Source organism: Crystallibacter permensis, from assembly GCF_025960875.1.
Taxonomy (GTDB): Bacteria; Actinomycetota; Actinomycetes; order Actinomycetales; family Micrococcaceae; genus Crystallibacter; species Crystallibacter permensis.
The window spans coordinates 47,636-72,705 of record NZ_JAODLR010000007.1 but is presented as its reverse complement, the minus strand read 5'-3'; the positions used below and the strand labels follow the sequence as shown (position 1 = coordinate 72,705).

General features: G+C 62.2%; 39 protein-coding genes and 1 tRNA gene. All 40 read left to right on the top strand.

The genetic code is table 11. The features are described from left to right. Window positions 1-133 precede the first annotated feature (133 nt). The 40 genes from ssb (at window position 134) to B0G38_RS10275 (ending at window position 25,066) form a co-directional block, all read left to right on the top strand. Window positions 134-601, top strand: coding sequence for a single-stranded DNA-binding protein (gene ssb / locus B0G38_RS10470; protein ID WP_264669393.1), 468 nt, complete (start codon window positions 134-136; stop codon window positions 599-601). 67 nt (window positions 602-668) lie between these two features. Then, a complete protein-coding gene (locus B0G38_RS10465) occupies window positions 669-932 on the top strand; it encodes a glutaredoxin family protein (RefSeq protein ID WP_264669392.1) in 264 nt (87 codons plus the stop codon). Window positions 933-952: 20 nt separating this feature from the next. Continuing rightward, on the top strand, window positions 953-2,053 hold the full coding sequence (gene dnaN / locus B0G38_RS10460; RefSeq protein ID WP_264669391.1) for a DNA polymerase III subunit beta: 1,101 nt from the start codon (window positions 953-955) through the stop codon (window positions 2,051-2,053). Between the two features lie 2 nt (window positions 2,054-2,055). Next, a complete protein-coding gene (locus B0G38_RS10455) occupies window positions 2,056-2,256 on the top strand; it encodes a hypothetical protein (protein ID WP_264669390.1) in 201 nt (66 codons plus the stop codon). Window positions 2,257-2,537: 281 nt separating this feature from the next. Next, window positions 2,538-3,224 carry a class I SAM-dependent methyltransferase gene (locus B0G38_RS10450; protein WP_264669389.1) on the top strand — a complete coding sequence of 229 codons (687 nt, stop codon included), beginning with the start codon at window positions 2,538-2,540 and terminating at the stop codon, window positions 3,222-3,224. Continuing rightward, the gene (locus B0G38_RS10445; protein WP_264669388.1) at window positions 3,221-3,445 is read left to right on the top strand and encodes a hypothetical protein; all 225 of its coding nucleotides are present in this window, start codon (window positions 3,221-3,223) and stop codon (window positions 3,443-3,445) included. The genes B0G38_RS10450 and B0G38_RS10445 overlap by 4 nt, the downstream gene beginning before the upstream one ends. Continuing rightward, the gene (locus B0G38_RS10440; RefSeq protein ID WP_264669387.1) at window positions 3,442-5,961 is read left to right on the top strand and encodes a DNA methyltransferase; all 2,520 of its coding nucleotides are present in this window, start codon (window positions 3,442-3,444) and stop codon (window positions 5,959-5,961) included. Before B0G38_RS10445 ends, B0G38_RS10440 begins: the two co-directional genes overlap by 4 nt. Window positions 5,962-6,025: 64 nt before the next feature. After that, window positions 6,026-6,541: a hypothetical protein gene (locus B0G38_RS10435; RefSeq protein WP_264669386.1), complete on the top strand. Its 516-nt coding sequence runs from the start codon at window positions 6,026-6,028 to the stop codon at window positions 6,539-6,541. A gap of 317 nt (window positions 6,542-6,858) precedes the next feature. Further along, entirely contained in the window at window positions 6,859-7,167 is a 309-nt protein-coding gene (locus B0G38_RS10430; RefSeq protein ID WP_264669385.1) for a hypothetical protein, read from the top strand. After that, window positions 7,164-7,529, top strand: coding sequence for a hypothetical protein (locus tag B0G38_RS10425; protein WP_264669384.1), 366 nt, complete (start codon window positions 7,164-7,166; stop codon window positions 7,527-7,529). Before B0G38_RS10430 ends, B0G38_RS10425 begins: the two co-directional genes overlap by 4 nt. A gap of 425 nt (window positions 7,530-7,954) precedes the next feature. Continuing rightward, window positions 7,955-8,323 carry a hypothetical protein gene (locus B0G38_RS10420; protein WP_264669383.1) on the top strand — a complete coding sequence of 123 codons (369 nt, stop codon included), beginning with the start codon at window positions 7,955-7,957 and terminating at the stop codon, window positions 8,321-8,323. Window positions 8,324-8,398: 75 nt separating this feature from the next. Then, on the top strand, window positions 8,399-8,800 hold the full coding sequence (locus B0G38_RS10415) for a hypothetical protein (protein WP_264669382.1): 402 nt from the start codon (window positions 8,399-8,401) through the stop codon (window positions 8,798-8,800). Next, entirely contained in the window at window positions 8,797-9,060 is a 264-nt protein-coding gene (locus B0G38_RS10410) for a hypothetical protein (RefSeq protein WP_264669381.1), read from the top strand. The genes B0G38_RS10415 and B0G38_RS10410 overlap by 4 nt, the downstream gene beginning before the upstream one ends. Before the next feature lie 247 nt (window positions 9,061-9,307). After that, complete coding sequence (locus B0G38_RS10405; RefSeq protein ID WP_264669380.1) at window positions 9,308-9,580, top strand: hypothetical protein; 273 nt, start codon at window positions 9,308-9,310, stop codon at window positions 9,578-9,580. Next, the gene (locus tag B0G38_RS10400) at window positions 9,577-9,753 is read left to right on the top strand and encodes a hypothetical protein (RefSeq protein ID WP_264669379.1); all 177 of its coding nucleotides are present in this window, start codon (window positions 9,577-9,579) and stop codon (window positions 9,751-9,753) included. Before B0G38_RS10405 ends, B0G38_RS10400 begins: the two co-directional genes overlap by 4 nt. Continuing rightward, complete coding sequence (locus B0G38_RS10395) at window positions 9,750-9,896, top strand: hypothetical protein (protein ID WP_264669378.1); 147 nt, start codon at window positions 9,750-9,752, stop codon at window positions 9,894-9,896. The genes B0G38_RS10400 and B0G38_RS10395 overlap by 4 nt, the downstream gene beginning before the upstream one ends. Further along, on the top strand, window positions 9,893-10,255 hold the full coding sequence (locus B0G38_RS10390) for a DUF4406 domain-containing protein (RefSeq protein WP_264669377.1): 363 nt from the start codon (window positions 9,893-9,895) through the stop codon (window positions 10,253-10,255). Before B0G38_RS10395 ends, B0G38_RS10390 begins: the two co-directional genes overlap by 4 nt. After that, on the top strand, window positions 10,252-10,707 hold the full coding sequence (locus B0G38_RS10385) for a dATP/dGTP diphosphohydrolase domain-containing protein (RefSeq protein WP_264669376.1): 456 nt from the start codon (window positions 10,252-10,254) through the stop codon (window positions 10,705-10,707). The genes B0G38_RS10390 and B0G38_RS10385 overlap by 4 nt, the downstream gene beginning before the upstream one ends. After that, the gene (locus tag B0G38_RS10380; protein ID WP_264669375.1) at window positions 10,700-10,939 is read left to right on the top strand and encodes a hypothetical protein; all 240 of its coding nucleotides are present in this window, start codon (window positions 10,700-10,702) and stop codon (window positions 10,937-10,939) included. Before B0G38_RS10385 ends, B0G38_RS10380 begins: the two co-directional genes overlap by 8 nt. After that, window positions 10,932-11,183 carry a hypothetical protein gene (locus tag B0G38_RS10375; protein ID WP_264669374.1) on the top strand — a complete coding sequence of 84 codons (252 nt, stop codon included), beginning with the start codon at window positions 10,932-10,934 and terminating at the stop codon, window positions 11,181-11,183. Before B0G38_RS10380 ends, B0G38_RS10375 begins: the two co-directional genes overlap by 8 nt. After that, window positions 11,167-11,784 carry a hypothetical protein gene (locus B0G38_RS10370; RefSeq protein ID WP_264669373.1) on the top strand — a complete coding sequence of 206 codons (618 nt, stop codon included), beginning with the start codon at window positions 11,167-11,169 and terminating at the stop codon, window positions 11,782-11,784. The genes B0G38_RS10375 and B0G38_RS10370 overlap by 17 nt, the downstream gene beginning before the upstream one ends. 72 nt (window positions 11,785-11,856) lie before the next feature. Continuing rightward, a complete protein-coding gene (locus tag B0G38_RS10365; protein ID WP_264669372.1) occupies window positions 11,857-12,261 on the top strand; it encodes a hypothetical protein in 405 nt (134 codons plus the stop codon). Next, a complete protein-coding gene (locus B0G38_RS10360) occupies window positions 12,254-13,033 on the top strand; it encodes a hypothetical protein (RefSeq protein ID WP_264669371.1) in 780 nt (259 codons plus the stop codon). Before B0G38_RS10365 ends, B0G38_RS10360 begins: the two co-directional genes overlap by 8 nt. Then, window positions 13,030-13,413 carry a hypothetical protein gene (locus B0G38_RS10355; protein ID WP_264669370.1) on the top strand — a complete coding sequence of 128 codons (384 nt, stop codon included), beginning with the start codon at window positions 13,030-13,032 and terminating at the stop codon, window positions 13,411-13,413. The genes B0G38_RS10360 and B0G38_RS10355 overlap by 4 nt, the downstream gene beginning before the upstream one ends. After that, on the top strand, window positions 13,410-13,664 hold the full coding sequence (locus B0G38_RS10350; protein ID WP_264669369.1) for a hypothetical protein: 255 nt from the start codon (window positions 13,410-13,412) through the stop codon (window positions 13,662-13,664). Before B0G38_RS10355 ends, B0G38_RS10350 begins: the two co-directional genes overlap by 4 nt. After that, window positions 13,661-13,870 carry a hypothetical protein gene (locus B0G38_RS10345; protein ID WP_264669368.1) on the top strand — a complete coding sequence of 70 codons (210 nt, stop codon included), beginning with the start codon at window positions 13,661-13,663 and terminating at the stop codon, window positions 13,868-13,870. The genes B0G38_RS10350 and B0G38_RS10345 overlap by 4 nt, the downstream gene beginning before the upstream one ends. Before the next feature lie 252 nt (window positions 13,871-14,122). Next, window positions 14,123-15,457: a hypothetical protein gene (locus tag B0G38_RS10340; RefSeq protein ID WP_264669367.1), complete on the top strand. Its 1,335-nt coding sequence runs from the start codon at window positions 14,123-14,125 to the stop codon at window positions 15,455-15,457. A 9-nt stretch (window positions 15,458-15,466) separates the two neighbouring features. Then, window positions 15,467-15,697, top strand: coding sequence for a hypothetical protein (locus B0G38_RS10335; protein WP_264669366.1), 231 nt, complete (start codon window positions 15,467-15,469; stop codon window positions 15,695-15,697). 226 nt (window positions 15,698-15,923) lie between these two features. Then, window positions 15,924-15,995 (top strand) — tRNA-Lys (locus tag B0G38_RS10330). 213 nt (window positions 15,996-16,208) lie between these two features. Further along, the gene (locus tag B0G38_RS10325) at window positions 16,209-16,409 is read left to right on the top strand and encodes a hypothetical protein (protein WP_264669365.1); all 201 of its coding nucleotides are present in this window, start codon (window positions 16,209-16,211) and stop codon (window positions 16,407-16,409) included. Window positions 16,410-16,427: 18 nt separating this feature from the next. Next, window positions 16,428-17,915 (top strand): phage terminase large subunit, encoded by a 1,488-nt coding sequence (gene terL, locus B0G38_RS10320; protein WP_264669499.1) that lies wholly within the window; start codon window positions 16,428-16,430, stop codon window positions 17,913-17,915. 12 nt (window positions 17,916-17,927) lie between these two features. Further along, a complete protein-coding gene (locus tag B0G38_RS10315) occupies window positions 17,928-19,460 on the top strand; it encodes a hypothetical protein (protein ID WP_264669364.1) in 1,533 nt (510 codons plus the stop codon). An 11-nt stretch (window positions 19,461-19,471) separates the two neighbouring features. Continuing rightward, window positions 19,472-20,527: a phage head morphogenesis protein gene (locus B0G38_RS10310; RefSeq protein ID WP_264669363.1), complete on the top strand. Its 1,056-nt coding sequence runs from the start codon at window positions 19,472-19,474 to the stop codon at window positions 20,525-20,527. A 195-nt stretch (window positions 20,528-20,722) separates the two neighbouring features. Then, window positions 20,723-21,946 (top strand): hypothetical protein, encoded by a 1,224-nt coding sequence (locus tag B0G38_RS10305; RefSeq protein ID WP_264669362.1) that lies wholly within the window; start codon window positions 20,723-20,725, stop codon window positions 21,944-21,946. Window positions 21,947-21,949: 3 nt separating this feature from the next. Next, window positions 21,950-22,300 (top strand): DUF2190 family protein, encoded by a 351-nt coding sequence (locus tag B0G38_RS10300; RefSeq protein WP_264669361.1) that lies wholly within the window; start codon window positions 21,950-21,952, stop codon window positions 22,298-22,300. Window positions 22,301-22,314: 14 nt separating this feature from the next. Then, window positions 22,315-23,388 (top strand): Mu-like prophage major head subunit gpT family protein, encoded by a 1,074-nt coding sequence (locus B0G38_RS10295; protein WP_264669360.1) that lies wholly within the window; start codon window positions 22,315-22,317, stop codon window positions 23,386-23,388. A gap of 108 nt (window positions 23,389-23,496) precedes the next feature. Next, window positions 23,497-23,865: a hypothetical protein gene (locus tag B0G38_RS10290; RefSeq protein WP_264669359.1), complete on the top strand. Its 369-nt coding sequence runs from the start codon at window positions 23,497-23,499 to the stop codon at window positions 23,863-23,865. 59 nt (window positions 23,866-23,924) lie between these two features. Then, window positions 23,925-24,275, top strand: coding sequence for a DUF6093 family protein (locus B0G38_RS10285; protein ID WP_264669358.1), 351 nt, complete (start codon window positions 23,925-23,927; stop codon window positions 24,273-24,275). 10 nt (window positions 24,276-24,285) lie between these two features. Next, a complete protein-coding gene (locus B0G38_RS10280) occupies window positions 24,286-24,654 on the top strand; it encodes an HK97-gp10 family putative phage morphogenesis protein (protein WP_264669357.1) in 369 nt (122 codons plus the stop codon). Next, entirely contained in the window at window positions 24,647-25,066 is a 420-nt protein-coding gene (locus B0G38_RS10275; RefSeq protein ID WP_264669356.1) for a hypothetical protein, read from the top strand. Before B0G38_RS10280 ends, B0G38_RS10275 begins: the two co-directional genes overlap by 8 nt. Window positions 25,067-25,070 lie beyond the last annotated feature (4 nt).

Below are 25,070 nucleotides of genomic sequence, written 5' to 3'. Positions count from 1 at the left end.
CAATGCCTAGCGAAGTACCGATACCAAACCAAAGAGGACGCCGCACTGGTCGCCGCCAAAATGACCGGCACACCAAGAGCCTACAAATGCGGTATCTGCAGATTCGTCCACCTAGCAAGAAAGTAGCCAAATCATGGCCAATGAACAGTTCATCACCATCCGGGGCCGGCTGACTGGCCCGCCCGAACTCAGGTTCACGCCGTCCGGCGCCGCAGTCGCCAACTTCACCATTGCTGCGAACGCCCGCCAGTTCGACAAACAGTCCAACGAATGGAAGGACAAGGAAGCCATCTTCTGGCGCTGCTCGGCATGGAAGGAAATGGCTGAGAACGTATCCGAATCCCTCGATAAAGGCATGGCGGTCATCGCTCTGGCCGAACTGGAATCCCGTTCCTACGAAACCACCAGTGGCGAGAAGCGAACCGTGACCGAGGCCCGCATCGAGTCCATCGGCCCGGACCTGCGTTGGGTGTCCGCGCAGGTCAACCGTGCACAGCGGCAGGGCATCGGCAACGATGGCTTCGGCGGCAACACCAGCCAGAACGGCGACGGCGCGGACCCGTGGGGCGCCCCCGCTAACACTGGCAACGGCTGGACCTAAACCCATGAACCGGTGCCGCCCTACCTTGGGGGAAGGGCGGCACCACCCCAACCAGAAAGAACACGCTTTGAAAATCACCGTCTACACGACACCAGCATGCGGCCAGTGCGTAAGCACAAAGAGATGGCTCGACCGCAACCATGCCGACTACAACACCGTCGACCTCTCCAAGTCGCCGCAAGACCTGGCCGCCGTAAAAGCACTCGGATACGAGGCCGCCCCCGTCGTCATCGTCAACGACAACGGCGACACCCACGACGAAAAACACTGGTTCGGATTCCGCCCGGACCTGCTGTCCGAGTTCTGCAAGCCCGCCCAAGCCGCAGCCTAACCACCTAAGGAAGCCTGAACATGACCAAGATCCGTATCGACTCCACCACGTTCGCCGAAGCCGCCGTATTCGCTGCCAAAGCCATCAGCCCCCGACCCGCGACCCCGGTACTCTCCGGCCTGCTCATCGAAGCCGCTGAGGGAACCATCCGCCTCTCCGGTTTCGACTATGAAGTGTCCAACCGAATCACCGCGCCCGCCGAAGTGCTCGATGCCGGCCACGTGCTGGTCCCGGGCCGCATGCTCACGGACATCCTGTCCAAACTCCCAAAGAACCGACCAGTAGAGGTCACCGTCGACGGCACCCGGGTGTCCATCACATCGGGCAAGGCGAAGTACACGCTATCCACCATGCCCGCCGCTGAGTTCCCCGCCATGCCCGAGCTCCCCGCTAAGGCTGGGACCGTGGACGGGCACGCGTTCGCCGCGGCTGTCGCCCAGGTTGCTGGGACCGCGGCCAACGACGACACGTTGCCGATCCTCGCGGCCGTGCACGTCGTCGCCGAAGGCAAGGAACTACGGCTCTCCGCGACGGACCGGTACCGGTTGGCCGAGCGCACCATCCCGTGGGAGCCCGTCGACCCGGAAACCTCGTTCGCCTGGCTGATCAAATCCAAGACACTCGTTGATGTGTCCAAGCTCGCCGCCGGTGAACTGCAGGTGCTGTCCGCCGATGACAAGGTGGGATTCCGCAACGGCAACCGGGCAACCACATCCCTGACCGTGGACGGGGATTACCCGAAGATCAGCGCATTGTTCCCCGACAACACTCCCATCAACGTGACCGTGAACCGGGCCATGCTCGCCGACGTCGTCTCCCGCGTCTCCACGGTGGCGGAACGGAACACGCCGCTCCGGTTGCAGGTCCGCGACGGGGAGATTGAGCTCGACGCAGGGACAGGTGAGGACGCGCAGGGCCGCGAGTTCATGGACTGCGAACTCGACGGCGACCCGATCACCGCCGCGTTCAACCCCGCCTACCTTGAACACGCGCTCAAGACGATGCCCACCGAAACTGTGATCATCGGATTCACCGCCTCACCCAAGCCCGCTGTGATCACACCCACCGATGACACCGACCTCCGGCACCTGCTCATGCCGGTCCGACTGCCAGGAGCCTAACCATGGCCGTACTTGAGAACCTGCGCGACGCAAGCACTCAGATCATGGACATGGACTTCCTTGATGAATGCGTGCGAGAGCAGTACGACTTCCAGAGCGACGTCCGCGCCTACGTGGACGAGCTGCGGACTGCTGCCCGCGACGACTGGCGCGACACCATCGAATCCATGCACCTCGAGTGCCGGGCGCGACTAGCCGCCTAACCCCTCCCCCACCCTTGTGGCCCTCGGCAGAACCTTGCCGGGGGCCACTACTGTTGATTGTGTAAATACATATTGCTGGTATATAGTGTTATTACAAGGTCCGCACGATATAGGGGGAACAAAATGGCCGCACACCCGGTCACAAACCCGCAAGACCCACGCCACGGAACACCCAACTGCTACGCCAACTACGGCTGCCGCTGCGACAGTTGCCGCGAAGCCTGGACGCACTACTCACGCGAACGACGACAAGCCCAAGCCGACATTCGGAAGGCAGCCGCATGAAAATTCTCGATCTGTTCTGTGGCGCAGGTGGCGCCGGAAAGGGCTACAAAGAGGCCGGCTTCCACGTAACCGGCGTGGACATCGCAGCCCAGCCCGACTACGCCGGAGACATATTCGTACAGGGCGACGCGCTCACCTACCTGGCCGCACATTGGCAGGACTTCGACGCCATCCACGCGAGCCCGCCATGCCAAGCATCAACGGCCCTCACCAAAGGGACCAACAAAGGAAAGCTCTACGTGAACTTGATCCCGGCAACCCGCGCACTGTTCGCACAGATCGACAAACCTACCGTCATCGAGAACGTTCAAGGCTCCGACCTGCGCCGCGACCTCACTTTGTGCGGTGAAATGTTCGGCCTCGGCGTCATCCGGCACAGGTACTTCGAAGTCGAAGGCTGGCAAGCATTCCCCACCCGACACAAACCACACCGCGGCAGGGTCCGCGGATGGCGCCACGGCACCTACTACGACGGCCCATACCTCGCAGTCCACGGCGAAGGCGGCGGCAAAGGAACCGTAGCCGAATGGCAGGTTGCCATGGGCATCGACTGGACCAACAACCGCAAGTCCATCGCCGAAGCCATCCCACCCGCATATACGCGGTTCATTGGCGGGCAACTCATGCAACAGCTTGAATCAGCCGCAGACATGGATGAACTGAGGAAGGACGCTGCAGCATGAGCACGAAAGCGACGTTGGCCATGAACGAGGCCCGCACCCGCCGCAACGAAGAGCGCATGGAGGACATCACATGGTTGGCGTCTTACGGCACGCCACCAGACCAAATCGCTGTGCGCATCGGATACGAGAGTGTCCGGCCCATGTATGCGATGCTCCGCCACCGCGGCGAACTTGAACTACTCGAACGACTCAAAGCGCGGGGAGAGGAAACCACAATATGAGCAGCATCGACTACGCCGACTTTCTCAAGGAGAAGGTGAACTTCGATAAGCGGTACGGGTTCGAAATCGACGCGGACCGGATCAATACCATCCTCAAAGACCACCAGCAATCCATTGTCCAGTGGGCAGTCGAGGGCGGGCGCCGCGCCATCTTCGCCGCGTTCGGGCTAGGCAAGTCCATCATGCAACTCGAAACCGTACGCCTCACCTTGGAGGAAGCCGGAGGATCCGGACTCATAGTCTGCCCGCTCGGCGTCCGCCAAGAGTTCATGACCGACGCCCGCAAGCTCGGCATCGAAGCCAGGTTCATCCGCCGTGCCGAGGAAATCGACGGGCCCGGCATCTACCTCACCAACTACGAAACCGTGCGCGACGGCAAACTCGACCCAGCACTATTCACCGCCGTGTCCCTCGACGAAGCCGGCGTCCTCCGCTCGTTCGGATCGAAAACCTATCAGACGTTCCTCACCCTGTTCGAAGACGTCGCCTACCGTTTCGTGGCCACCGCCACCCCGTCCCCCAACCGGTACAAGGAACTCATCCACTACGCCGGATTCCTAGGTGTCATGGACACCGGGCAGGCGCTCACCCGGTTCTTTCAGCGCGACTCGACGCAGGCGAACAACCTCACCCTGTACCCGCACAAGGAACAGGAGTTCTGGTTGTGGCTGAACTCCTGGTCCATCTTCCTGCAATCCCCCGCCGACCTCGGATTCGACGCCACCGGCTACGACCTGCCGCCGCTCACCGACCTCTGGCACGAAGTAGGGGTAGACCACTCCACCGCGGCCGTGGACCGTGACGGGCAGGGCACGCTGCTGCGCGGCATCGGCATGGGACTCCCCCAGGCTGCGAAGGAGAAACGGGACACGCTGCCCGCCCGGGTGGAACGTCTCACCGAGCTCGTCCTCGAGCATGGCGGTTCTACGGATGATCAGATCATTCTTTGGTGCGACTTGAACGACGAGCAAACGGCCATCGAGCAAGCGCTCAAGGCGGCCGGCCTCACCTACTCATCTGTGCACGGTTCGCTGTCGATTGAGGAAACAGAGAGTCGCATCGAAGCGTGGCGCAACCGGGAAACCTACGCCCTCATCGGCAAGCCCGTCATGCTCGGCCAAGGCCTGAACCTGCAGCAGTGCAACACCGCCGTCTACGTGGGCATCACCCACAAATTCAACGACTTCATCCAGTCCGTCCACCGCATCCAACGCTTCGGACAGGATCGGCCCTGCACTGTCCACATTGTGCACGCCGAATCCGAGCGCGAAGTCGTCGCCACCCTCAAAACCAAATGGGCCGCACACAAGGAGCTGACCAAGAACATGACCAAAATCATCCAAGAGCACGGTCTATCGCAAACGTCCATCAACGACGCTCTCACACGCTCCATGGGCATCGACCGCATCGAAGCCAACGGCGAAGGCTGGACCCTCGCCAACAACGACTGCGTCGCCGAAACCAGCATCATGGACGAGAACTCCGTTGACCTCATCGTCACCAGCATCCCGTTCTCCAACCACTACGAATACACGCCGTCCTACAACGACTTCGGGCACACCGATAACAACGAGCACTTCTGGGCGCAAATGGACTTCCTTACCCCGCAGCTGCACCGCATCCTGGCGCCCGGCAGGATCTACGCCTGCCATGTGAAAGACCGGATCCTGTTTGGCAACGTCACCGGGGCCGGCGTGCCCACCGTCTCCCCGTTCCACGCCGAAGCGCTGATGCACGGCATCAAGCACGGCTTCGACTTCATGGGCATGATCACCGTCGTCACAGATGTTGTCCGCGAGAACAACCAGACGTACCGGCTCGGCTGGTCCGAGCAGTGCAAGGACGGCTCCAAAATGGGTGCCGGGTCACCGGAGTACATTCTGCTGTTCCACAAGCCGCAGACCGACCGTTCCAAGGGCTACGCCGACGCCCCTGTGACGAAGGACAAGGCCGACTACACGCGGGCACGCTGGCAGGTTGACGCGCACGCGTTCTGGCGGTCCTCCGGCGATCGGCCAATGACGCCTGACGAGCTCGCAGCACTGCCCGGTGATCAGATGTCCCGCATGTTCACGCAGCAAACCCTCCGCGAAGTGTACGACTACGAATCCCACATCCGCATTGGTGAAGAGCTCGAAGGCAAAGGCAAACTGCCGGCCACGTTCATGTCATTGGCTCCCGGATCCTGGCACCCCGAAGTGTGGCACGACGTCAACCGCATGCTCACGCTCAACGGGGAGCAGAAGCGCCGCAACCTGGCCATGCACGTCTGCCCCCTCCAATTCGACATCGTCGACAGGCTCATCAACCGGTACTCCAACGAAGACGACCTCGTGTTCGACCCCTTCGGCGGCATCGGCACCGTACCCCTCCGCGCCATCAAAGCAGGGCGCCGCGGACGCGCATCCGAGCTCAACACCGGGTACTTCCTCGACTCCGTGAAGTACCTGCAGGCGGAGGAACGCAAACGCGACATGCCCTCACTGTTCGACCTCACCGAAACCGCCGCCGCTTAGCATGCCCGGCAAACCTACTGCTGGTAGCCTTGGCAACAATCAGCAGTAGGGGAAAGGACTCACCATGGCCGGCGAATACGCTCGCATCAAACGTCTCATCTGGTTGGACGACGACTTCCTAGACCTGTCACCCATCGCGCAGTGGCTGTACTTCTACCTGCTCACCGACGACCTGTCCCTCGCTGGTGTCGCTGACTGGCGGCCGAAGCGCATCATCCCCAAGTCCAAGGGCCTCACCCTCGACGTCCTCGAATCCGCTGCCACCGAACTGCAGGACGCACTCTACCTGGTCATTGACGAGGACACGGAGGAAGCGCTCATCCGCTCGTTCATCCGCCACGACGGGCTGCTCAAGCAACCCAAAATGGGTGTCGCTGTGGCCAAGGCTTACGGTGCTGTCGCGTCCCGGAAACTGCGCGGGGTACTGGTTCATGAGCTCAAGCGGTTACAGGTCGATGACCCCATGTTGAAGGGGTGGGATAGCCTCACCGAAATCCTACGGAAACCCTCCCTCAACCCCACCGAAATAGCAGCGGAAAGGGTCCCCGAAACAGTATCGCTAACAGGTTGGGGAACATGACCGAAAAGGGGTCCCGATAGGGGTCCATAAAGGGTATCGGAAAGGGTAACTGGACCCCTCCATGAAAGGGGTGGCCTACTCCCTTAACCCTTCTACCTACTCCTACAACCATCATCCCTACAACCAGCAAGCAATACTCACCAAAGATGTTAACTAACCAGGAGACGCGAACCAGAATGCTCGAACCGTCGCAACCGCCGAACTCCCCAACCGGACGTTTGCCTGCTGAAAATCATTCATCCGAGCTAACCGAAATCCAAGCCACGCTACTAGCCCAGCTACTCAAGCAACTCCGCCCGGAATGGGAAGTCCCGTCCATGATGAAACTGTTGTGGGAGCACCGGACCTACGCACCATTCCCCGCCCTCGTGGAAGCTGCCGTGAAGGTTGCCAGGAATCCGGAGAAGAAAACCCCGATCATCATTTTCAAAGACGGGAAGCACTGGCTCACCGACGAGAAAGCCGCATCACCAGCACACACTGCCGCGATCGGGAACGAACCACCATGCGAGGAACACCCGCTCGAAGACATGTCCACCTGCAAGCACTGCAAACCGTTGAAGAAACCGGCTCCCCCGAATTTCAGGGACATGATCCGAGCCGCCACCGAAAGGAAAACACCATGAGCCTAAACCCCGAATTCCAAGCAATAATGATCCCCGCCCAAGGGAACCGGCCCGTCATGAGCAAGCCGGCCCCGTACCAGGCAACCATGAAATTCGTGCGCGAAGTCCGCGACGAACTCGAACTCGACGACGACCAAGCACTCAAAGCCGCCGACTGGATCCTCAACAAAATGGAACGATTCGGTGCCAACACCGCGCAACCCATGTTCGACATGGACGGCAACGGCCCCAACTGCTCATGGTGCGGAATGATCTGGCCCCTCTGCGGGCACCACCACATGAGCAGCAACCTCCCCGACGACGAAGACGAGCAGACCCTCCCTACGGGGAACCAACATTCTACGAACGGAGAACCATCATGAGCACCGAACCGGTAAGCCCCGAGCAGTACGCAGCCATGTCCGATGAACTGCGTGTAGTGCAGTCTGAGTTGTTGCGGGCGAAGATCAAAGCGGCACAGCGTCGGCGCCGGTATTTTGAGGCGAAGGCTGACACGTATTCGGTGATGAAGGGCGCGTTGGCGGTGAAGGCCGCCGCTGAGGCTCGGAACCCTACGTCGTTTGCTGTGGGGCGGGCTAGGTTGGCTGAGTGTGTGGCTGAGTTGTACCCGAACTACCGGGCTCCGAAGGTGGGTGTTATGGATCAGCGGGTGCGGCCTAGGTCGGAACGTGCCGCCCGTAACGGTTCTTTGCGGGGTAGGGCTGCCTAGAATACCTATTGGCAGTAGTTGGACCAGCAACCATCAATAAGGCCCGCAGAAACGATTCTGTGGGCGCAAGGGAGAAACATGGCACGCACAAGGGCAAGCGCCAAACAGGCAGGAACCAGGTTCGAAACATCCATTGCCGGCTACCTGAACGAGCACGTGGACGACCGGATCGAACGGCGCGCCAAGACGGGCGCGAAGGACCGCGGCGACATCGGCGGCGTCCGCCACATGGGCGGCCGGCTCGTCATCGAGTGCAAGAACACCGCGAAAACGATGCTCGGCACATGGGCAGCCGAAACCGAAACCGAGCGCGGGAACGACGACGCGCTGGCCGGGGTGATCGTGCACAAACGCCATGGCAAAGGCCAGCCGGAGGATCAGTGGGTGACAATGACCATGGCCGACCTGGTCGCACTGCTGACCGGTGCCCGCACTCATGTCCGCTGACACTACTGCTGGTAGTAGACAACACAACTGCTAGTAGGTACGATCGTTTCATCAGCCAAACCAAGGGGACACACCATGAAAGCCAACCCAAGAGCCGAATTCAGCGGCATCGTCACACAAGGCCGAGACTTCGACCGCCTCGAAATCACCAAGGTCCCGTCCGGACTCCGCATCTCACTGACCACGCACACATCCACCAGCGGATTCTTCAACCCGGCAGACGCGCCCGCCATCGCGCTGGCCATCCTCGATGCAGCACACCCGCCGTTCGAAGCGCCCGCTAAGGTCCACGAAGCCATCCTTGCGCTGGAAGTTCACGAAGAGGGCCGCGCCGAACGTGCGAAAGCCGAAGCCTTGACTAAGCGCCGGGACGCTCTGGCGGATGAGTTCACCTCTGTCCCGGGGTACAGCGGCCAGCTGCCCTACACGCAGAAGCTCATTGACCGCATCATTGAACTCGAACAGGCCGCGTCATGAGCGGGGAAACGTTTCTCACCGCCGCGCTCATCATCATCGGTGTGGGCATCGTATTGGCCGGCGCCACCCTCATCTACTGGGGAACCACCCGCCACGACGGGGTGGAACCCGACAGCCGCCCCGTGAACATCCCGGCACCCACAGCTGAGGAACTGCAGGTCATCATGCACCAGAACATCAGCTACCTGGACTGGCTCGACATGAACGGCCCCGAACAAGCTGCAGCACGTGACGCCTACTACTCAGCGAAAGCGTTCTAACTATGAGCATCACCGCCAGGATGATTGACGCGGTGGAGTACCCGCTCACCGACCGAACCATCAGCATCACGTCACGGGCTCAACCGTGGGTGGACCAGCTGATCCGGGCAGCCAAAGCACAAGCATGGGACGAAGGACAGAAGTCCGGCATGCGTTACGCATCCCGCGCTATCGCAGCCCACAAGATAGGCCGCCCCGCATTTCCCGGCCCGCCTAGCCCAAACCCGTACCGAACCGAGGGGGAACAATGAGCACCTACCCGCTGTACACCGACACCATTTACAACCGGCCCATGCCCGCACGCAGCATCGCCGGCACACCCGAAAACACGGAAGAACGGCTACGCCGATTCAGGATGCACGGCGAACAAGACGACAGCATCCTCATCCACGGTGCCGACGCCATCCGCGACCTGCTGGCCGCCCTAGCACTGGTTACTGCCGAACGAGACATTGCCGTCGCACAGTTGCGGGAACTCCCCGGCCCGGCATTCGCCACTGTGAAGGACGCAGCAGCGTGAGCCGGGAGATACGCGGAAGGGTGTACGCCACCACACCCCACCCCACACTGTGCGGCGCCCTACTGGTCAGTGTGATCATCCCCGGCCACGCCGCCCCCGCCATCCGTGAGCGCATGCAAGCCACACTGGTCATCCCCGAACACAACACCTACAGCAGGAGCGCCGACCAATGAGCGTTGAACCACCCATCATTCGCGCCCTCCGGTTAGTGTCCGGCCCCGTACTCCCCGAATGGTGGAAACCCTACGTCTACCGCGGCAACCAACCCTACGTTGGCCCCTACGGCACACCCAAAAAGGAAGAAGACGCCCCTTGAAAATCTACCTTGCCGGCCCCATGACAGGGCTCCCCAACTACAACTTCCCCGCCTTCGACGCCGCCGCCGCACACCTCCGCGAACTCGGCCACGAAGTGTTCTCCCCCGCCGAAAACGACCGCGACAACGGATACAACCCGGAAGGATCCAACGGGCACGATGCAGCAGAACACGGGTTCGACCTGCGGGCAGCACTCAAAGATGATCTGTCTTGGATTTGCGATCATGCCGAAGCCGTCGCGCTCCTGCCCGGCTGGACCAGGTCAAAGGGCGCCAACGCTGAGGTGGCACTGGCGAACGCGCTAGGCATACCGGCGCATGGCTACCGGCTGTTCGATCGTGCCGAGGTGACAGTATGAGCGAGGTGCGCACCACCTCATCCACCGGCGGTGAGAAAGGCACCAAAGACGAACGCTACGACCTCATCCCCACCGGAGCGCTCGCCGCCGTTGCACGCCACTACGGCATCGGGGCAAGGAAATACGCTGCCCACAACTGGCGGCGCGGCTACGAATGGTCCAAGTCCTACGCAGCTTTGCAACGCCACCTGAACGCGTTCTGGGGCGGCGAGGACATTGACGAAGAAACCCAGTCCCCGCATATGGCCGCTGTTGCTTTCCACGCCCTCACCCTGCTCACGTTCATGGAAGAACAACGGGACTTCGACGACAGGTACACGCAGACAGTCGAGGTGGACATCGCACCGGACATGAGCGCGTTCACGCAGCGGATGCGCACGATCCTGCACGGCGGCAATCCCAACCACGCCGGGGACTCGTTCTTCCCGGCGAAAGGCGGATACCTTGCCTGACCTCAAGTACCTGCCCGGCGGTAACCCGCTCGCCCGCATCCGGCACCGCCCCGAATCCGAGAAATGGCGCGTCTACCGGCGGCACCACATGTGGCATGTAGCGGCGCCAGCCTCCACCTACACTGCGTGGTTCCATTCGGGCGACACCGTGCCACGCCCCGACCGGAACTTCCCACTCAAAGACCACAAGCGCGCTCTGGCATACGCGGATAGGAGGGCACGGCATGGCTGAAAGCATCGCACGCATCTACCACCGCACCGCCAACCCACAAGGCTGCCTCGACAGTGACGGCACCCGCCATTGGGCCTACGGCGTGAAGCTAACCGGCGTACCCTACGACCGGGCCGAACTCATGGACCGCCCCCGCCACATGGGAGACGTCGATTGGATAAGGTTCGAGCTCGCCACACGCATAAGCCCCGGCGGGAACATCATCCACGCCTACCAGGAGGAACCCAATGGCATACAAGGGTGACCCGAAGTACGCGCCCGGCCAGGTTGTCAACGGGAAAGTCATCTGCGGCGCCAAGAAAAAGAACGGCGAACCAGACAAATCCCCGCCCATCAAAGGCGGCGACAGGTGCTGGCGGCACGGCGGCAAAGCACCACAAACCAAACGATTGGCGGATGCACGCGTGATCCTCGGTCAAATAGACCCCGACGCCCCCCGTGAACACCCCATTGAGATGATCCTGAACATCATCCAAGCCAAGTACGCGGAACGCGAATGGTTGCGGTCCAAGGTCCGGGAGCTCAAAGAGGAAGAACTCGTGTGGGGTTTAGCCCAGCACGAAACAGGTGTAGGCCCTGAGGGTCCGATTGATAAGCAGACGTTCAAAGCCGACCTGAACGCATGGTATAAACTGTTGAACGAGGTTGAGGATCAGATCGTGAAGTGGTCCTCGATGGCGTTGAAGGCGGGGATTGAGGAACGTACTCTCGCTTTGCAGGAGCGGCAGGCGGCGCAGGTCGCTGATGTGATCAACCGGATCCTGTCCGCCATGCAACTCACACCGGATCAGCGTGCGCTCATCCCCCAGGTTGTGCCACCCATACTGAGGTCCATCAGCGGGTGAGACCATGCCCGCCACCGCTACTACTGGTATAGAATGGAACATATCAGCAGTTATCAGCCAAAGGGGAAAACCATGAGCAATCGCCTATGGGAACACGAGCATGACTTCTACGGCCCGGAAGGTTCATTCTGGGGCAACGGCATGCAGCAAAGCCCGTACATCAACCGGTTCGATTCATGGGCCGGCTTCGTCGACGGCGACAGCATGCATGGCGCAATCATGGGGCTCAACTTCCTCTACCGCTGGGACTGGCACGCATGGCACATCGACTACCCGGAGGACTACCCCGACGGTAAAGAAGGCCACGAGCTGGAACTGTTCTGGATGATGCCACGCAAGGGCATCATGGCCCGGTCCGTCATAGCCGTAACGCCGAACGAGGAGGACGCCGTGCGCGCATGGTTGCTGCCACATGCCGAGTACATGCGGAAGATGTGGGCGCCGTTGATCCCATCACAGGAGCCTGCCAGTGAGTGAGTGCACGGCCAATGGTTGCGGGGCGGCAACCCCCGACGGCATCCACCTCTGTCCCGGCGACACCCTCACCCTCGAGTACCGTCTCGCTGAGGTCACCGGCGTGTGGGCCGACCTCGTCACCACGCTCGAACGGCGGGACCGGGCCGCATCATCCCCCGGTGGCGGCGGCAACCACGCCGGATCACGCGAACCGTTGAACCTCGATGCGTTGGACAAAGCGCAAGCCTTCCGCCTGTTTCTCCGCTCATGGGCGCGCCGGCTCAACGGGATCGCACCCATCGGCGAACCCCACGTCCTCGCAGCCTGGATCATGCTCCCCACCCAACTACAACAGATCACCGGGTGGACCGACGCCGGCCAACTGCTCGACGATTTGACCGCATGGCTCAACAAACTCCGGTCCGCAACAGACCGCGCTGCACACAAAATCACGCTCGGCGACTGCTGGGACGAAGAATGCCCCGGCATCCTGAAAGCATTCGAACACGCCACCATCGGCCGGTGCGACACCTGCGGCCAAGAGTTCGATGTCAAGGGCCAGCAAGTGTGGATGATCAAAGAATCGTGGCACGTCGTCGCCCCGCTCCCACTGGTCCTCCGGGCGCTCAAAGAGTCCGGGCATGCCAGGATCCCGTTGGAACGGGCTAAGAAGTGGGTGCAACGCGGCAAGGTTCCGACCATGTGCCACATCGCCACGCGAACACTCGGCGTCACCCCGGCCGCCGTGTACGACTACTACACCGAGACAGCAGCAGGAAAGAGGATAGCATGAGCAAGCCAATCGAGGCCGCAATTTCCGCACTTGGCTTTGGCGGGCCAGTGAGCGAAGCAGTCCCTACGCCCGCCCAGCAACTAGCGCAACTCATAGACACAACAATCGAGGAAACGTACAGCCCGGGCGACGACGTGATGGGCGCTGACCTCGCCGAAGCCACCCTTGCAGCCGGCTACCGCAAGCCGCGAACCATCACCACGGCGGAAGAACTCGACGCACTGCCGATGGACACGGTTATTCGTGACGCCGACGAGTATGTGTGGGAGCGCTGGTCACTCCTATCAAGGAACAATGACTGGCGCTGCGCCGGAGCACCAGACCTAGCAGACGACGACATTGCACTGCCCGTCACTGTCATCTGGGAGCCGCTGACATGAGCGGCGCGACCGGCAATAACGCGCCGAAACAAGGCCAACACTCTCGCGGGACACCAGAAAACCCCGGGAACGGCAACATGCTGCCGCGGGAGAAGAAAGCCCACTTCAACATCAGCTTCAAAGGCCCACACCTCCGCACCCTCATGAAACTCACCAAAGCCACCGGCGCCATCAACCCCCGCCAAATGCTACTCACCGCCATGTACCGCTACGAAGCCGATTTACTGGATGAAGGGATAATCAAGAAATGAGTATCACAGACGAAGCTATCGAGGCAGCCGCTGTTGCCATGTTCGGCCGTCAAGTGTTCGGCGGAGACGTGCAGAAAGCATGGGAAGGGCTACCGCAAATCTCGGTGGCGTACTGGCGCAGCCAAGCTCGGACTGCTCTCAGAGCAGCTGCGCCGCTGCTCGCGGCGCAGCTTTCACGCGAACTGGAGATGCTGGCCGATCCCTAACAGCAATAGCGGTTCTCACAATCAGTAGTTGACAATGAATCGTTTGTCCCCGTAGTCTGTTCATAGTGCGAAAAGTGGCTGGGAAACCCCCACTCCCCCGCACACGAGGCCCCGTAGAAGCGCACAATGTGTCCCCCCACAAGCGCTCCGGGGCCTCAGCCATGCCCACGGCTGATAACTAGGGCAGGCAACAACAAAATATAGGGGCGCCCTGATCAACCGGGGCGCCCTGAGACTTCCGGGGAACGAGGGGTGAGCGGCACGATGAAGTGCAAATACGCGAAAGCCACCACCAACATCCCCATCCCTGACGGGTACGGCGCCCATAGGATCCGCGAACACCTCCGCGGCAACGGCATCGTTGTTGGCCTCACATCCATCAAAGACCACCGCGCCGGCGTCTGCATGTGCCACCGCGAAGCCAAGCCAACCGCCCCAGTGACAGCCGAGCCGACACTCACCGGCAAAGCAGACGTCACCAAAGACGGCGGCGAATTCATTGACGTCCAAACCACCGAACCAGTCACCGACTGGACGCACATCTTCCAACGCTTCAACCTCGACCCCCAAGCATTCGAGGTAGTCGGCGACACCGTGCGCGTCTCCACCTGGCAACAGTCCAAGGCACTCGAAGACGGCACCCGCGACATCGTCAACCTGTTCTCCTACCGGGCGTCCTTCCGCCGCATCACGCAGGCCGGACCCGACACGCAGGACATCATCAACCATTTGCGCGCATGGACCCCCACTACACGCCCGGCAACGCACGCCGGGCCCGGGCTCTCCTACGTGGTGGGCCTCGCAGACCTACAGTTGGGTAAAGGTGAAGGCGACGGCACCCCCGGCACACTCCGCCGGCTCAACAAGGCGCTTGAAGGCGTCACCGGGCACATCGAACAGTTGCGCGGGCAGGGCGTCAACCTCCAACACCTCGCACTGGTCAACCTCGGCGACCACACCGAAGGCGTCCAAGGATCCTACGCATCCCAAACACACACAGTTGACCTCAACACCCGCGACCAAATCAGCCTCGCCCTCGAAGTCAACATGCAATGGATCCGCACACTGGTCCCCATGTTCCACACGGCCACCTACGCCGCCTGCATGTGCAACCACGGGCAACTGGCCCGGGGCGCCGGGAAGACCAACGTCACCGACGACGCCGACAACGCCACCGGGCTCATCGGCGACACCCTCAAAGTCGTGTGCAACCTCCACCCCGATCTGTCCCGCATCGAATGGGTGATCCCCCGCGACGAAATGATCACCACATTCACCGCGTCCGGCCTCAACATTGCTTCCGCGCACGGGCACAAGATCAGCGGCAACGAAGAGAACTGGCTCGCCAAACAATCCCAGTACCTCACCCAAGCCCGCCGGTTCATCCCCGAACTGTGGTTCACCGCCCACAAACACCACGCGGACGTAAAAGACTACGGACCATACACGCGCATCCAGGCCACCACCGTGGATCCTGGTTCCAAGTATTTCTTGGACCAGTCGGGCATGTACTCGCGTCCCGGTGTTACCACGTTCGTCGCTGGCTCACAGTTGCCCGGCGGTTGGGAACACTACCGCATCTTCTAGGAGTCTCGTATGCGCCTCTATCGGGCACTCTGCGCCGCACTGGAAGCGTACGCAGCCAACAACCAGACCGGGGACGCACCGCAGGGTGATGTGTTCAGCCAAGCCGAGCACGCACACGCGTACACGAGTCAACCGGAAATGCATTCCGGCCATCGTGGCATCAGCCTGGACTACGACGAGGACGAAGGCGGCGTGTATCGCTCGCGCCCCATCTCGTTGCGTTGGACCCCGAAGACCTAACCTCACGCGCACCGCTACCGCGCAGGATGGTTACGGATAAGGTACAGCCGAGTTGAAAGGCTAGGTGGCCCTATCTCCCGCGCAGGGTCAAGCGCAACGCCGCACGTCGTGAGACGCCGGCCGGGACGGTCGAAGGGCCGGTCAAGCTTTGTATGCCACAGTCCCACCCGTAGGCCCCATGCAGGGTGGCATCGACGTCGCAAAGGCGCAAAGTACCGTCCCACCAGCCCCAGTAGCTCAGTGGTAGAGCAGCGGACTTTTAATCCGCGGGTCCAAGGTTCGATCCCTTGCTGCGGCACTCACTCTTGGCTGTCTTTCATGAAGATCCGCTAGTGAGGTCAGTCGGCACCGACGCCGACCGGTTAGCGCCCGTTACCGCGCTTCATACTCACCGGAGATTATCGCCCAGCCTTCACCGGAAGCACAAAGAAACGGGCAAACACTTACCACAAACCCACGTATGGCAGGCCCTATGTGGTAATCACCCCTCCCACGTCAAGCGAGGCACCCAATGGCAACCAAAGACCCCGAACCGGCGGACATGCGCCCCGTCACCTGCAAATGCGGGCGCATCATGCTCACATCCCCGTCCGGCGAATGGCTGTCATGTCCGCACTGCGACGCCCCACACGCGGCAGGCCACGGCGCCCAAAACTGCATGTCCTGCCGCATGCTCGACGCAGCCATCAAACGCCTCAACCGCGCAGCCTAGGAGCCACCCGTGACCGACATGTGGGAGAGCGTAGCCCGCATGTTCGAACCGGTAGAACCAAAATGGGCTACCCCCGGCGACCTCGCCAAAGCCACGAACCCCAAAACCATTCAAACCCCCGCCCTCGACCTGATCGACGCGGCGCTCGTGGAAGCGTTCAACACCCCCGATTCGCGGCTCATCATCTCCATGGCACCCCAGGAGGGCAAGTCCGTGCGGGTGGCCAACGACTTCCCCATCTGGGCGCTCACCCAAAACCCTGACCTGCGCATCGTCACCGCCTCCTACGCGCAAGGCCTCGCCAACCGCAACGGCCGCGCCATCCGCAACAGGATCACCTCAAACCCCGACATCGGCCTCACCATCGCCAACGACAACGGCAGCGTCTCAGAGTGGCAGGTCGCAGGGCACGAAGGCGGCGTCCTCAGTGTTGGTATCGGCGCCGGCGTCACCGGCCGACCCTCCGACATGATGATCATCGACGACCCCATCAAAGACCGCAAAGAAGCCGACTCCGAGGTCTACCGCGACAATGTGTGGGACTGGTGGACCGACGCGGCATCCGCCCGCCTCGCACCCGGCGCGCCCGTCGTCGTCATCCTCACCCGCTGGCACCAAGACGACCTCGCCGGCCGGCTCCTAGACCGCGACAAGGCTGCAGGCTGGAAGTTCCTCAACATCCCCGCCCAAGCCGACCACCGCCCAGACAAAGGCGAAACCGACCCGCTCGGACGCCAGCCCGGCGAATTCATGGTCAGCGCCCGCGGTAGGACCCAGATGCAGTGGGAGAACCGTAAAGCCACCGCCGGGCCCCGCACCTGGGCATCCCTCTACCAAGGCCGACCCAGCCCGGACGAAGGCGGCGTGTTCCCCGCAGAATGGGCACGCTACACACAACCCATCTGGATCGACCACGCGGACGGGCGCCACACCGTGCCCGGCATGGAACGCCCCGACCAAGAGCTCGTCCAATCATGGGACTTCACGTTCAAAGACAAACAGTCATCCGACTATGTTGTCGGGCAAGTGTGGCTCCGAGTGGGCACCAAAGGCTACCTGCTGGACATGGTCCGCGAACGGCTCAACTTCAACGCCTCAGTCGAAGCAGTCAAGACGATGTCCGCGAAGTGGCCGCAAGCCGTCGCCAAGTTCATCGAGGACAAGGCGAACGGCCCGGCCATCATCAACGCCCTGCAATCCACGCTCGTGGGGCTCATCCCCATCGAACCCGAGGGCAGCAAAACGGCTCGCGCCAACGCTGTCTCCCCGCTCGTGTTCTCCGGCAACGTGGTCCTCCCCACCGCGGACCTGCTGCCCAACGTCGAGGAACTGGTGGAGGAAGCGAAGAACTTCCCCAACGGATCCCACGACGACACCATCGACGCCATGTCACAAGCCGTCAACCGGCTGCTGCTCATGCCGCTCACCGCCGGTATCGGCGACGTGGTGGAACCCGACGTGTACGACATGCAAAACGCTAACGGCTGGAGCATCAGCCCCTACTGATTGGAGTCCCGCATGGGCATCAGGGAATGGTTCACCAAGCCCGTGCAGGAAACCGGCACCGTCACCCTCAGCGAAGGCGTGTACGAAACCATCACCCACCGGTTAGAGGTGGCCACCGAGTCCATCGCGCAACTGCAGTTGGCGGCAGAAGATGCTGGCTGGCAGCGGCTCGGCGCTGATTACGCCCGGGAGTTCACCCGTGAAGGGCTCAAGAACATCGCCTCGAATGGCAGGCTGATGGCTATCGCCAACCCGCTCATCAAACGCGGGCTCGCCATCCGGCACGCGTACGTGTGGGGGCAGGGTGTGCAGATCGCCGCCCGCGACAAAGACGTGAACGAAGTGTTGCAAGGATTCCTGGACGATGAGGGCACCAAAGAAGTGTTCTCCGGTTCCCAGGCGCGGGAGCGTTGGTCCAAGGCGACGGGCACGGACGGCAACCGGTTCTTCGTCCACTTCACCAACCCATTGGATGGACGGGTCCGGATCCGCACCCTGCCATTCGATGAGATAACCGAGATAATCACCGCCCCGGGCGATAAGGCGACCCCGCACTACTATTTGCGCGTGTGGACGGAAACCGTTGCCACCCAGACGTTCGGCACCACCGATGTGGAGAAGAAAGCCTACTACCCGGCACTCAAATACCAGCCGTTGACGAAGCCCAAGAAACTGGGCGACGTCCCAGTGTACTGGGACGCCCCGGTTTACCACGAGAAAGTGAACGGGCTCGAGGATTGGAAGTGGGGCATCGGCGACGCCTACGCCGCACTCCCTTGGGCCCGTGCCTACAAGGAGTTCTTGGAAGACTGGGCGCTGCTCATGAAGGCGCTCGCCAAGATCGCCTACACAGCATCCAAGAAGGGTGTCCCGGACTCGCAGAAAGCGCGGGCCATCGCCAACCTGGCGAACGTGCCCGCCGGTTCCACCGCGAACATGTCTGAGGGCCACACGTTGGAGGCCATGCCCAAGTCCGGCGCCACACTCGATTCTGAGTCCGGCCGCCCGCTGGCAGCCATGATCGCCGCCGCCCTCGGTGTCAGCGTCATTGACCTGCTGGCAGACCCCGGCCAGGTTGGATCTAGGGCCACCGCGCAAACCATGGACCTCGTGAAACGCCTCGAAATGCGGGCACGCCAAGAAGTGCACGAGGAAACCATGGCAGCCATCCTCGGCTACGTCATCGAACAAGCCATCATCGCTCCGCGTGGACCGCTCAAGGGCAAGGTGGAGCGCGACGGCGACAGGCTCATCGCCGTCCTGCACGGCAAAGCGGAAACCACGGTTGAGTTCGTGTGGCCGGCGCTCGATGAAACCCCGCTCGACATTCTCATGGAAGCCATAGTCAAGGCCGACGGAACCCAGGTGCTGCCCAAGGTTGAAACGCTCCGGTTGATCCTCCACGCACTTGATGTGAAGGACGCGGACGAAATCATTGAAAAACTGACGGACGATGACGGCAACTTCATCGACCCGACAGTGAACGCGGGCACAGCCGCCACGGACAGGTTCCGTGACGGGCAGCAAACAGAATCATTCGTCTAGGGCGGTGCGTCATGGCTGTGACAGAGAAAACGCTGGCACTCATCGACGCCCGCCGCATCGAACTCGGCAGGGTCATCGACGGGCAAACCCTCGCCTTGATAACTGCGTGGATCGACGCCTGGGACACCCTCGCACCCGAGTTCAGTGACGCTCTCACCGACCTCCTAGCGGACGCAAAAGACGGCACCGTCACCGGGCACCAAGTGTCACGGAACCAACGCCTACGGGCGGCCCTCGCGCTCGCCGTGGACCGGTTGGACGAGCTCGCCGACATGACATCCGTGACTGTGCAGGCGGACGTCCAGCGAACTATGCTGGACGCCGCCGCCAGCCAAATACAGGTCATCCAATCCCAGCTGCCTGCCGCGCATCAGGTGGCCACCCTGCCCACGTTCTCCCGGGTGTCGGATGCGACCATGGACGCCATGGTGCTCAGGACCACTGAGCGCATTCACTCGCTCACCCGGCCACTCTCCGACGACTCCATCATGGTCATGCGGCGCAACCTCGTCCGCGGCATCGCAGTAGGCGACAACCCGCGCACCACCGCCCGCCGCATCATGAGGCAAACAGAGAACGACTTCAACGGCGGACTCCAACGGGCCATGACCATCGCCAGAACAGAGACTTTAGACGCACATAGAGCCGCTACGAAGGCCGCGGACGAAGCCAACAAGGACGTCACCGCCGGATGGTTGTGGGGCGCCACGTTATCCGCCCGCACATGTCCCGCCTGTTTGGCCATGCACGGCCAAGAATTCCCGGTCGAACAAGCCGGACCAGAAGGACACCAGAACTGCAGGTGCGACCGGATCCCCAAAACCAAGACGTGGCGGGAACTCGGATTCGACATCGACGAACCCGAACCCATCATCCGCGACTCCCGGGAATGGTTCGACGGGCTCACCCCAGACTCACAGCTCACCATCATGGGCCCCGAACGGTTACGCATGCTCAACGACGGTTCGATCACATGGGACGACCTGGCGAAGACTCGGCACACCGAAGGGTGGCGCGACTCCATCGTCCCCGTCAGCGTGCAGGACCTGCACCGGCTCGCCGCTTAGTCCTGTTGTGATCCCCGGTAGCTGACCGCCCCGCAGTATCGGCAGTGCATCACCATTGCCGCGCCAGTGCCGCGCAACTGGATCGAGCCGAGCACCCACGCGTGCCCCGGACACTCCTCCGGCCCATCATTCGCGTTGTCCATCCCCATGCCCGCGAAGTGTACACCCCGAACCCCCAACATAGGAGGCCGGCCCATGCCGACACTCATCACTGAGGCCGTCAACCTGTCGGCCACCGCCACCCCCGCCAAAGGGCCCGGGCGTATCCGCATCAAAATCATTGACGCCGGCGAAGGATCCTCCGGCGATTACCCGGCTAAGACGATCGAGCAGGCTGTCAAAGACAAGCTGTTCAGCGCCGGGGTTCACATGTACGCCGATCACCCGTCTGCCACTGAGAACTTCGACCGGCCCGAACGCACCATCAAGGACCTGGCCGCCGTCCTCGAAACCGACGCCGTGTACGTCGCCGAAGAGAAGGCAGCCTACGCGGACGCGAAGGTGTTCCCGAACTGGCGGGAAGTGATCACAGAGATGGCCGACGACATCGGCGTGTCCATCCGGGCATCCGCCGAGGTTGACGACTCGAGCGGGAAGCGGGTCATCACGAGGCTCGTCGAAGTCATGTCTGTGGACTTCGTGACCAAAGCAGGGCGTGGCGGGAAGATCGCCGAAGTCCTCGAATCCGCCCGCGCAGCAACCCGCGCCGTCGAACAGCATGGGGTATCCGAGGCGACCGCGAACGACCTGCGCGAGTGGTTGCGCGTGGCCCTGCGCACCAGCACCGACGGTTACAGCTACGTCATCGACTTCGACGACTCGAACGTCTGGTTCAACAGCTACGAGGACGACGTCGAACGCTTCTACCAGCAGGGATACACCCTCAACGGGAACACTGCCGCGCTCACCGGCGACCCCGTCGAAGTGCGTATCGAAACCCGGTACGTCCCCATCACTCAGGCAGCTGAGTCCAAGACCCCCGTCCCGAACCCGGCGACGGTAACCGAAAATCAGGAGGAAGCCAACATGGCAACCATTGATGATAAGGAACTCGCCGACCTGCGCGAGTCCGCCAGCCGGGCCACCACGGCCGAGGCTGAACTCGCAGAGGCCCGCACCAAGTTGGCCGAAGCCGCACGCAACGAAACCCGCGCCACCGCAGAGTCGATTGTCGCTGAGGCTTTCGGCGACGTCGAAGCGAAGGCCACACGCAAGGCGCTCATCAACGCCGCACTCGCCGCAGAATCATTCGACGCCGAAGCCCTCAAGGCCGACGCCATCGAAGCAGCTGCCGAGTACAAGGCCGCACACGGTGAAGGCAACGTCCACGGCGTAGGCGAACCGGCCCCGATCGTCACCGAGTCCAAGAAGACCATCAGCGACGACGACATTGTCGCCGCCCTGCACGGAGGTAAGTAACCCATGGCCAAGAACCAGCGTTACACCAACGCACTGCACATCAGCGTCACCGCACCCCGGGACATCAAGTCCGGCGACCCGGTGCGCGTCGGCTCCATCTGCGGTGTCGCCCAGATCGACGCTAAGTCCGGCGAAAAGGTCACCGTGTGGCTCGACGGGTCATACGACCTCACCGTCACCGGCGCCATCGCATCCGAGGGCATGCCCGTCTACATCACGTCCGCGGGCGCCCTGAACACCACCGCCGCAGGCAACTTCCTGTTCGGTGTCGCACTCGGCACCAAGGCCGCCGCTGCTGGCCCCGTCGAAGTCGCACCCATCGGCTACACCACACAGACCGCCGCCGGCGTCTAAGGAAGGCACACCCAATGACTATTCTCGCTAAGGAAGGCTTCCGGGCCGCCCCCACGCAGGCTGAGCGCGTATTCGAGGCAGCCAAGCTGTTCTCCGACGGCCAGAACCCGGCCAACTACGCCCGCCAGGCCACACTGCAGGAAGCGTTCACCACGTCCGACTTCCCGGTGCTGCTCGGTGCCGCACTCGAACGTGAGGCCATGCAGGCGCAGAAGGCGGCCGTCAAGGAGTACGAACCGTTCTCCCTGGACAGGAAACTGTCCGACTTCCGCCCGAAGAAGCTCGTTGACCTGTTCGGCAACGAATACTTTGAGGACGTGGCGCAGGGCGAAGAGTACAAGGGCGGCACCCTCGCCGAAACGGACGTCGAAATCAAGACCGGCAAGACCGGTAAGAGCTTCGGCCTCACGTGGGAACTGCAGCTGTCCCGTGACTTCACCGATCTCGCCGACTTCCCGCGGGTCCTCGGCAACGCCGCAGTCAACACGGAGAACCGCAAGGTTTACGAACTGATCGTCGGCGACTCCGGCCTCAGCACCGACTTCTTCGGAACCGTGGACACCAAGGCCCTCACTGCGGACAACCTGCAGGCAGCCATCGAGGCGCAGGCCGTCAAGACCAACCACCGCGACGAGCTCGTGGATATCAGCGCGCTCGTGCTGGTTGTTGGTCCGGCCTTGCAGTTCCGTGCTCAGCAGATCCTGAACGCGCAGGAAATCGAAACCACGGTCAGCGCCGGGTCTAAGACCACGAAGACCCGCCAGCCGAACCCGTTCAAGGGCCTGATCACCCTGCAGGTGTCCCGCGAATTCGCCCGCCTGAACGGCGCAGGTTCCGCCGCGACGTCGTGGGCGCTGCTCCCGGCGAAGTCCACCGACAACCCGGCCGTCGTGAAGACGGGCCTGATCGGTCACGAGAACGTGGACATCCGCGTCAAGCGCGACCAGGGTGCACGCCCGGGCGGCGGCGACGTACCGGTCAACGAGGGTTCGTTCAACGACGACACCATCTGGTACCGCGGCCGCCACGTTACTGGCGCTGCTCAGGGTTTCACCGCCGCCGTGTACGGCTCGGACGGTACCGCGTAACCAGTCCGCTAGACCGTGACGGTGCGGGGTGCAACCTTTCCCTCGATCAGCCCCGTGTGGCCTTGGGAATCCCGCACCGTCACAACACTTACCCCCAATGGAGGAACCATGGCAATTGACTTTGATTACCCGTTGGGGAAAGTTCGTCTACTCACCGCGGACCTCGATGAGGCCACCCCGGTCCTCTCGGATGACATTATTGACGGCTACCTGTCGCTGAACGACGGGAACATTTACCGTGCCGCCGCCGACGCGCTCGACGCGGTGGCGACCACGGAAACCCTGCTGTCGAAGAAGATCACCTCGCAGGATCTGTCCACGGACGGCCCCGCGGTGGCCAAGGAGCTACGTGCCAAGGCTGCCAGCCTGCGCGCCAAGGCTGACGCGGATGACGCAGCCGCTGAGACAGGGTTCTTTGACATTATCCCGTTCGGGTTCGTGCCCGGGCCGGAGGGCGCTGAAATGCGGTACCCATGACACCCCTCCCCATCTATCAGGTGATCCCCGCGAATTGGGCTGAGCATCACCGCCCAACCATGGCAGGCACACGCCAGTCCCCCGCGATCTTCAAACGCATCTCAGAGGGACCGGCACCATACCCGCTCCCGCCGGACTGGGATCCGTCCGTCACCGTGTGGACTGCTGATGTGCGGGTGCAGGAGCTCAACCGTGAAGGCGGCGCCACCGCAGCCGAACAACCCACCACACTGCGCGAATACCTTGTCGCCTGCCCTGTCGGCGGCCCGGACTTACGCGCCGGCGAACAAGGTGACATCGTGCACGTGATCGGCCGGGAACTGCGGATCCTGAACATCATGTTCGGGTCCTACGAGTTCGAACGCCATCTTGTGTGCGTGGACAACCAAACCCAGCAGAACCCCGTTTAGGAGGCCCGCCGTGGACTTTGACACCGGGGAACTCGTGAAGCTGGCCGGCGACATCAAGAAAGCGGCCAAGAGCACCGGGCCACGCGCCCAACTGGTCATCCGCAAAACCGCTAGGGATATTACGGCGGACGCGAAGAACCTGGCACCAGTGGACACCGGCAATTTGAAGGGCTCGATCAGCCACACCGACCTGCGCACGGTTGGCCGCTCCGGCACCCTCACGGTGGAAATCGGACCGACCGCATCGTATGCAGTTTTCGTGGAACTGGGCACGAGCAAGATGGCGGCGCAACCGTTCATGGGCCCTGCCGCTGACCGGCGCGCACCAGCCTTTGAGCAGGCCATGGCGCAGCTCGGGGAGGAAGGTTTGAATGGTTGACCCGGTCCCCCTCTATCAGGCTGTGGAAGCGGCGCTCAAGACTGTTCCCGGGGTGACCGTGTACGACGGGTACGTCCCCACGAAGGTTCCTGTGGATCCGTCCGGTTACATCCTCCCGTACATCGTGAACTGGTTCGGCGTCGGCAACAACCCCGACGAGCCCAGCGCGTGCGGCATCCATGACACGGACACGCTGATCCTCGACTTTCAAACCACCATCGTGGGCGCCAACCCGGCCATCTGCAGGGCAGTCACCGGCCCCGTCAGATCGGCGCTCACAAACCTGCGTGTCGGAACCGGCAGGGTCAAACCAAACCCCGACGGATTCAACCAACAGGCCCCCATCTTGGACACCACCGTCACCCCCGCCCGTTTCATGCTGCCCCTCCAATGGCGGCTAACCACCAACTAGGAGA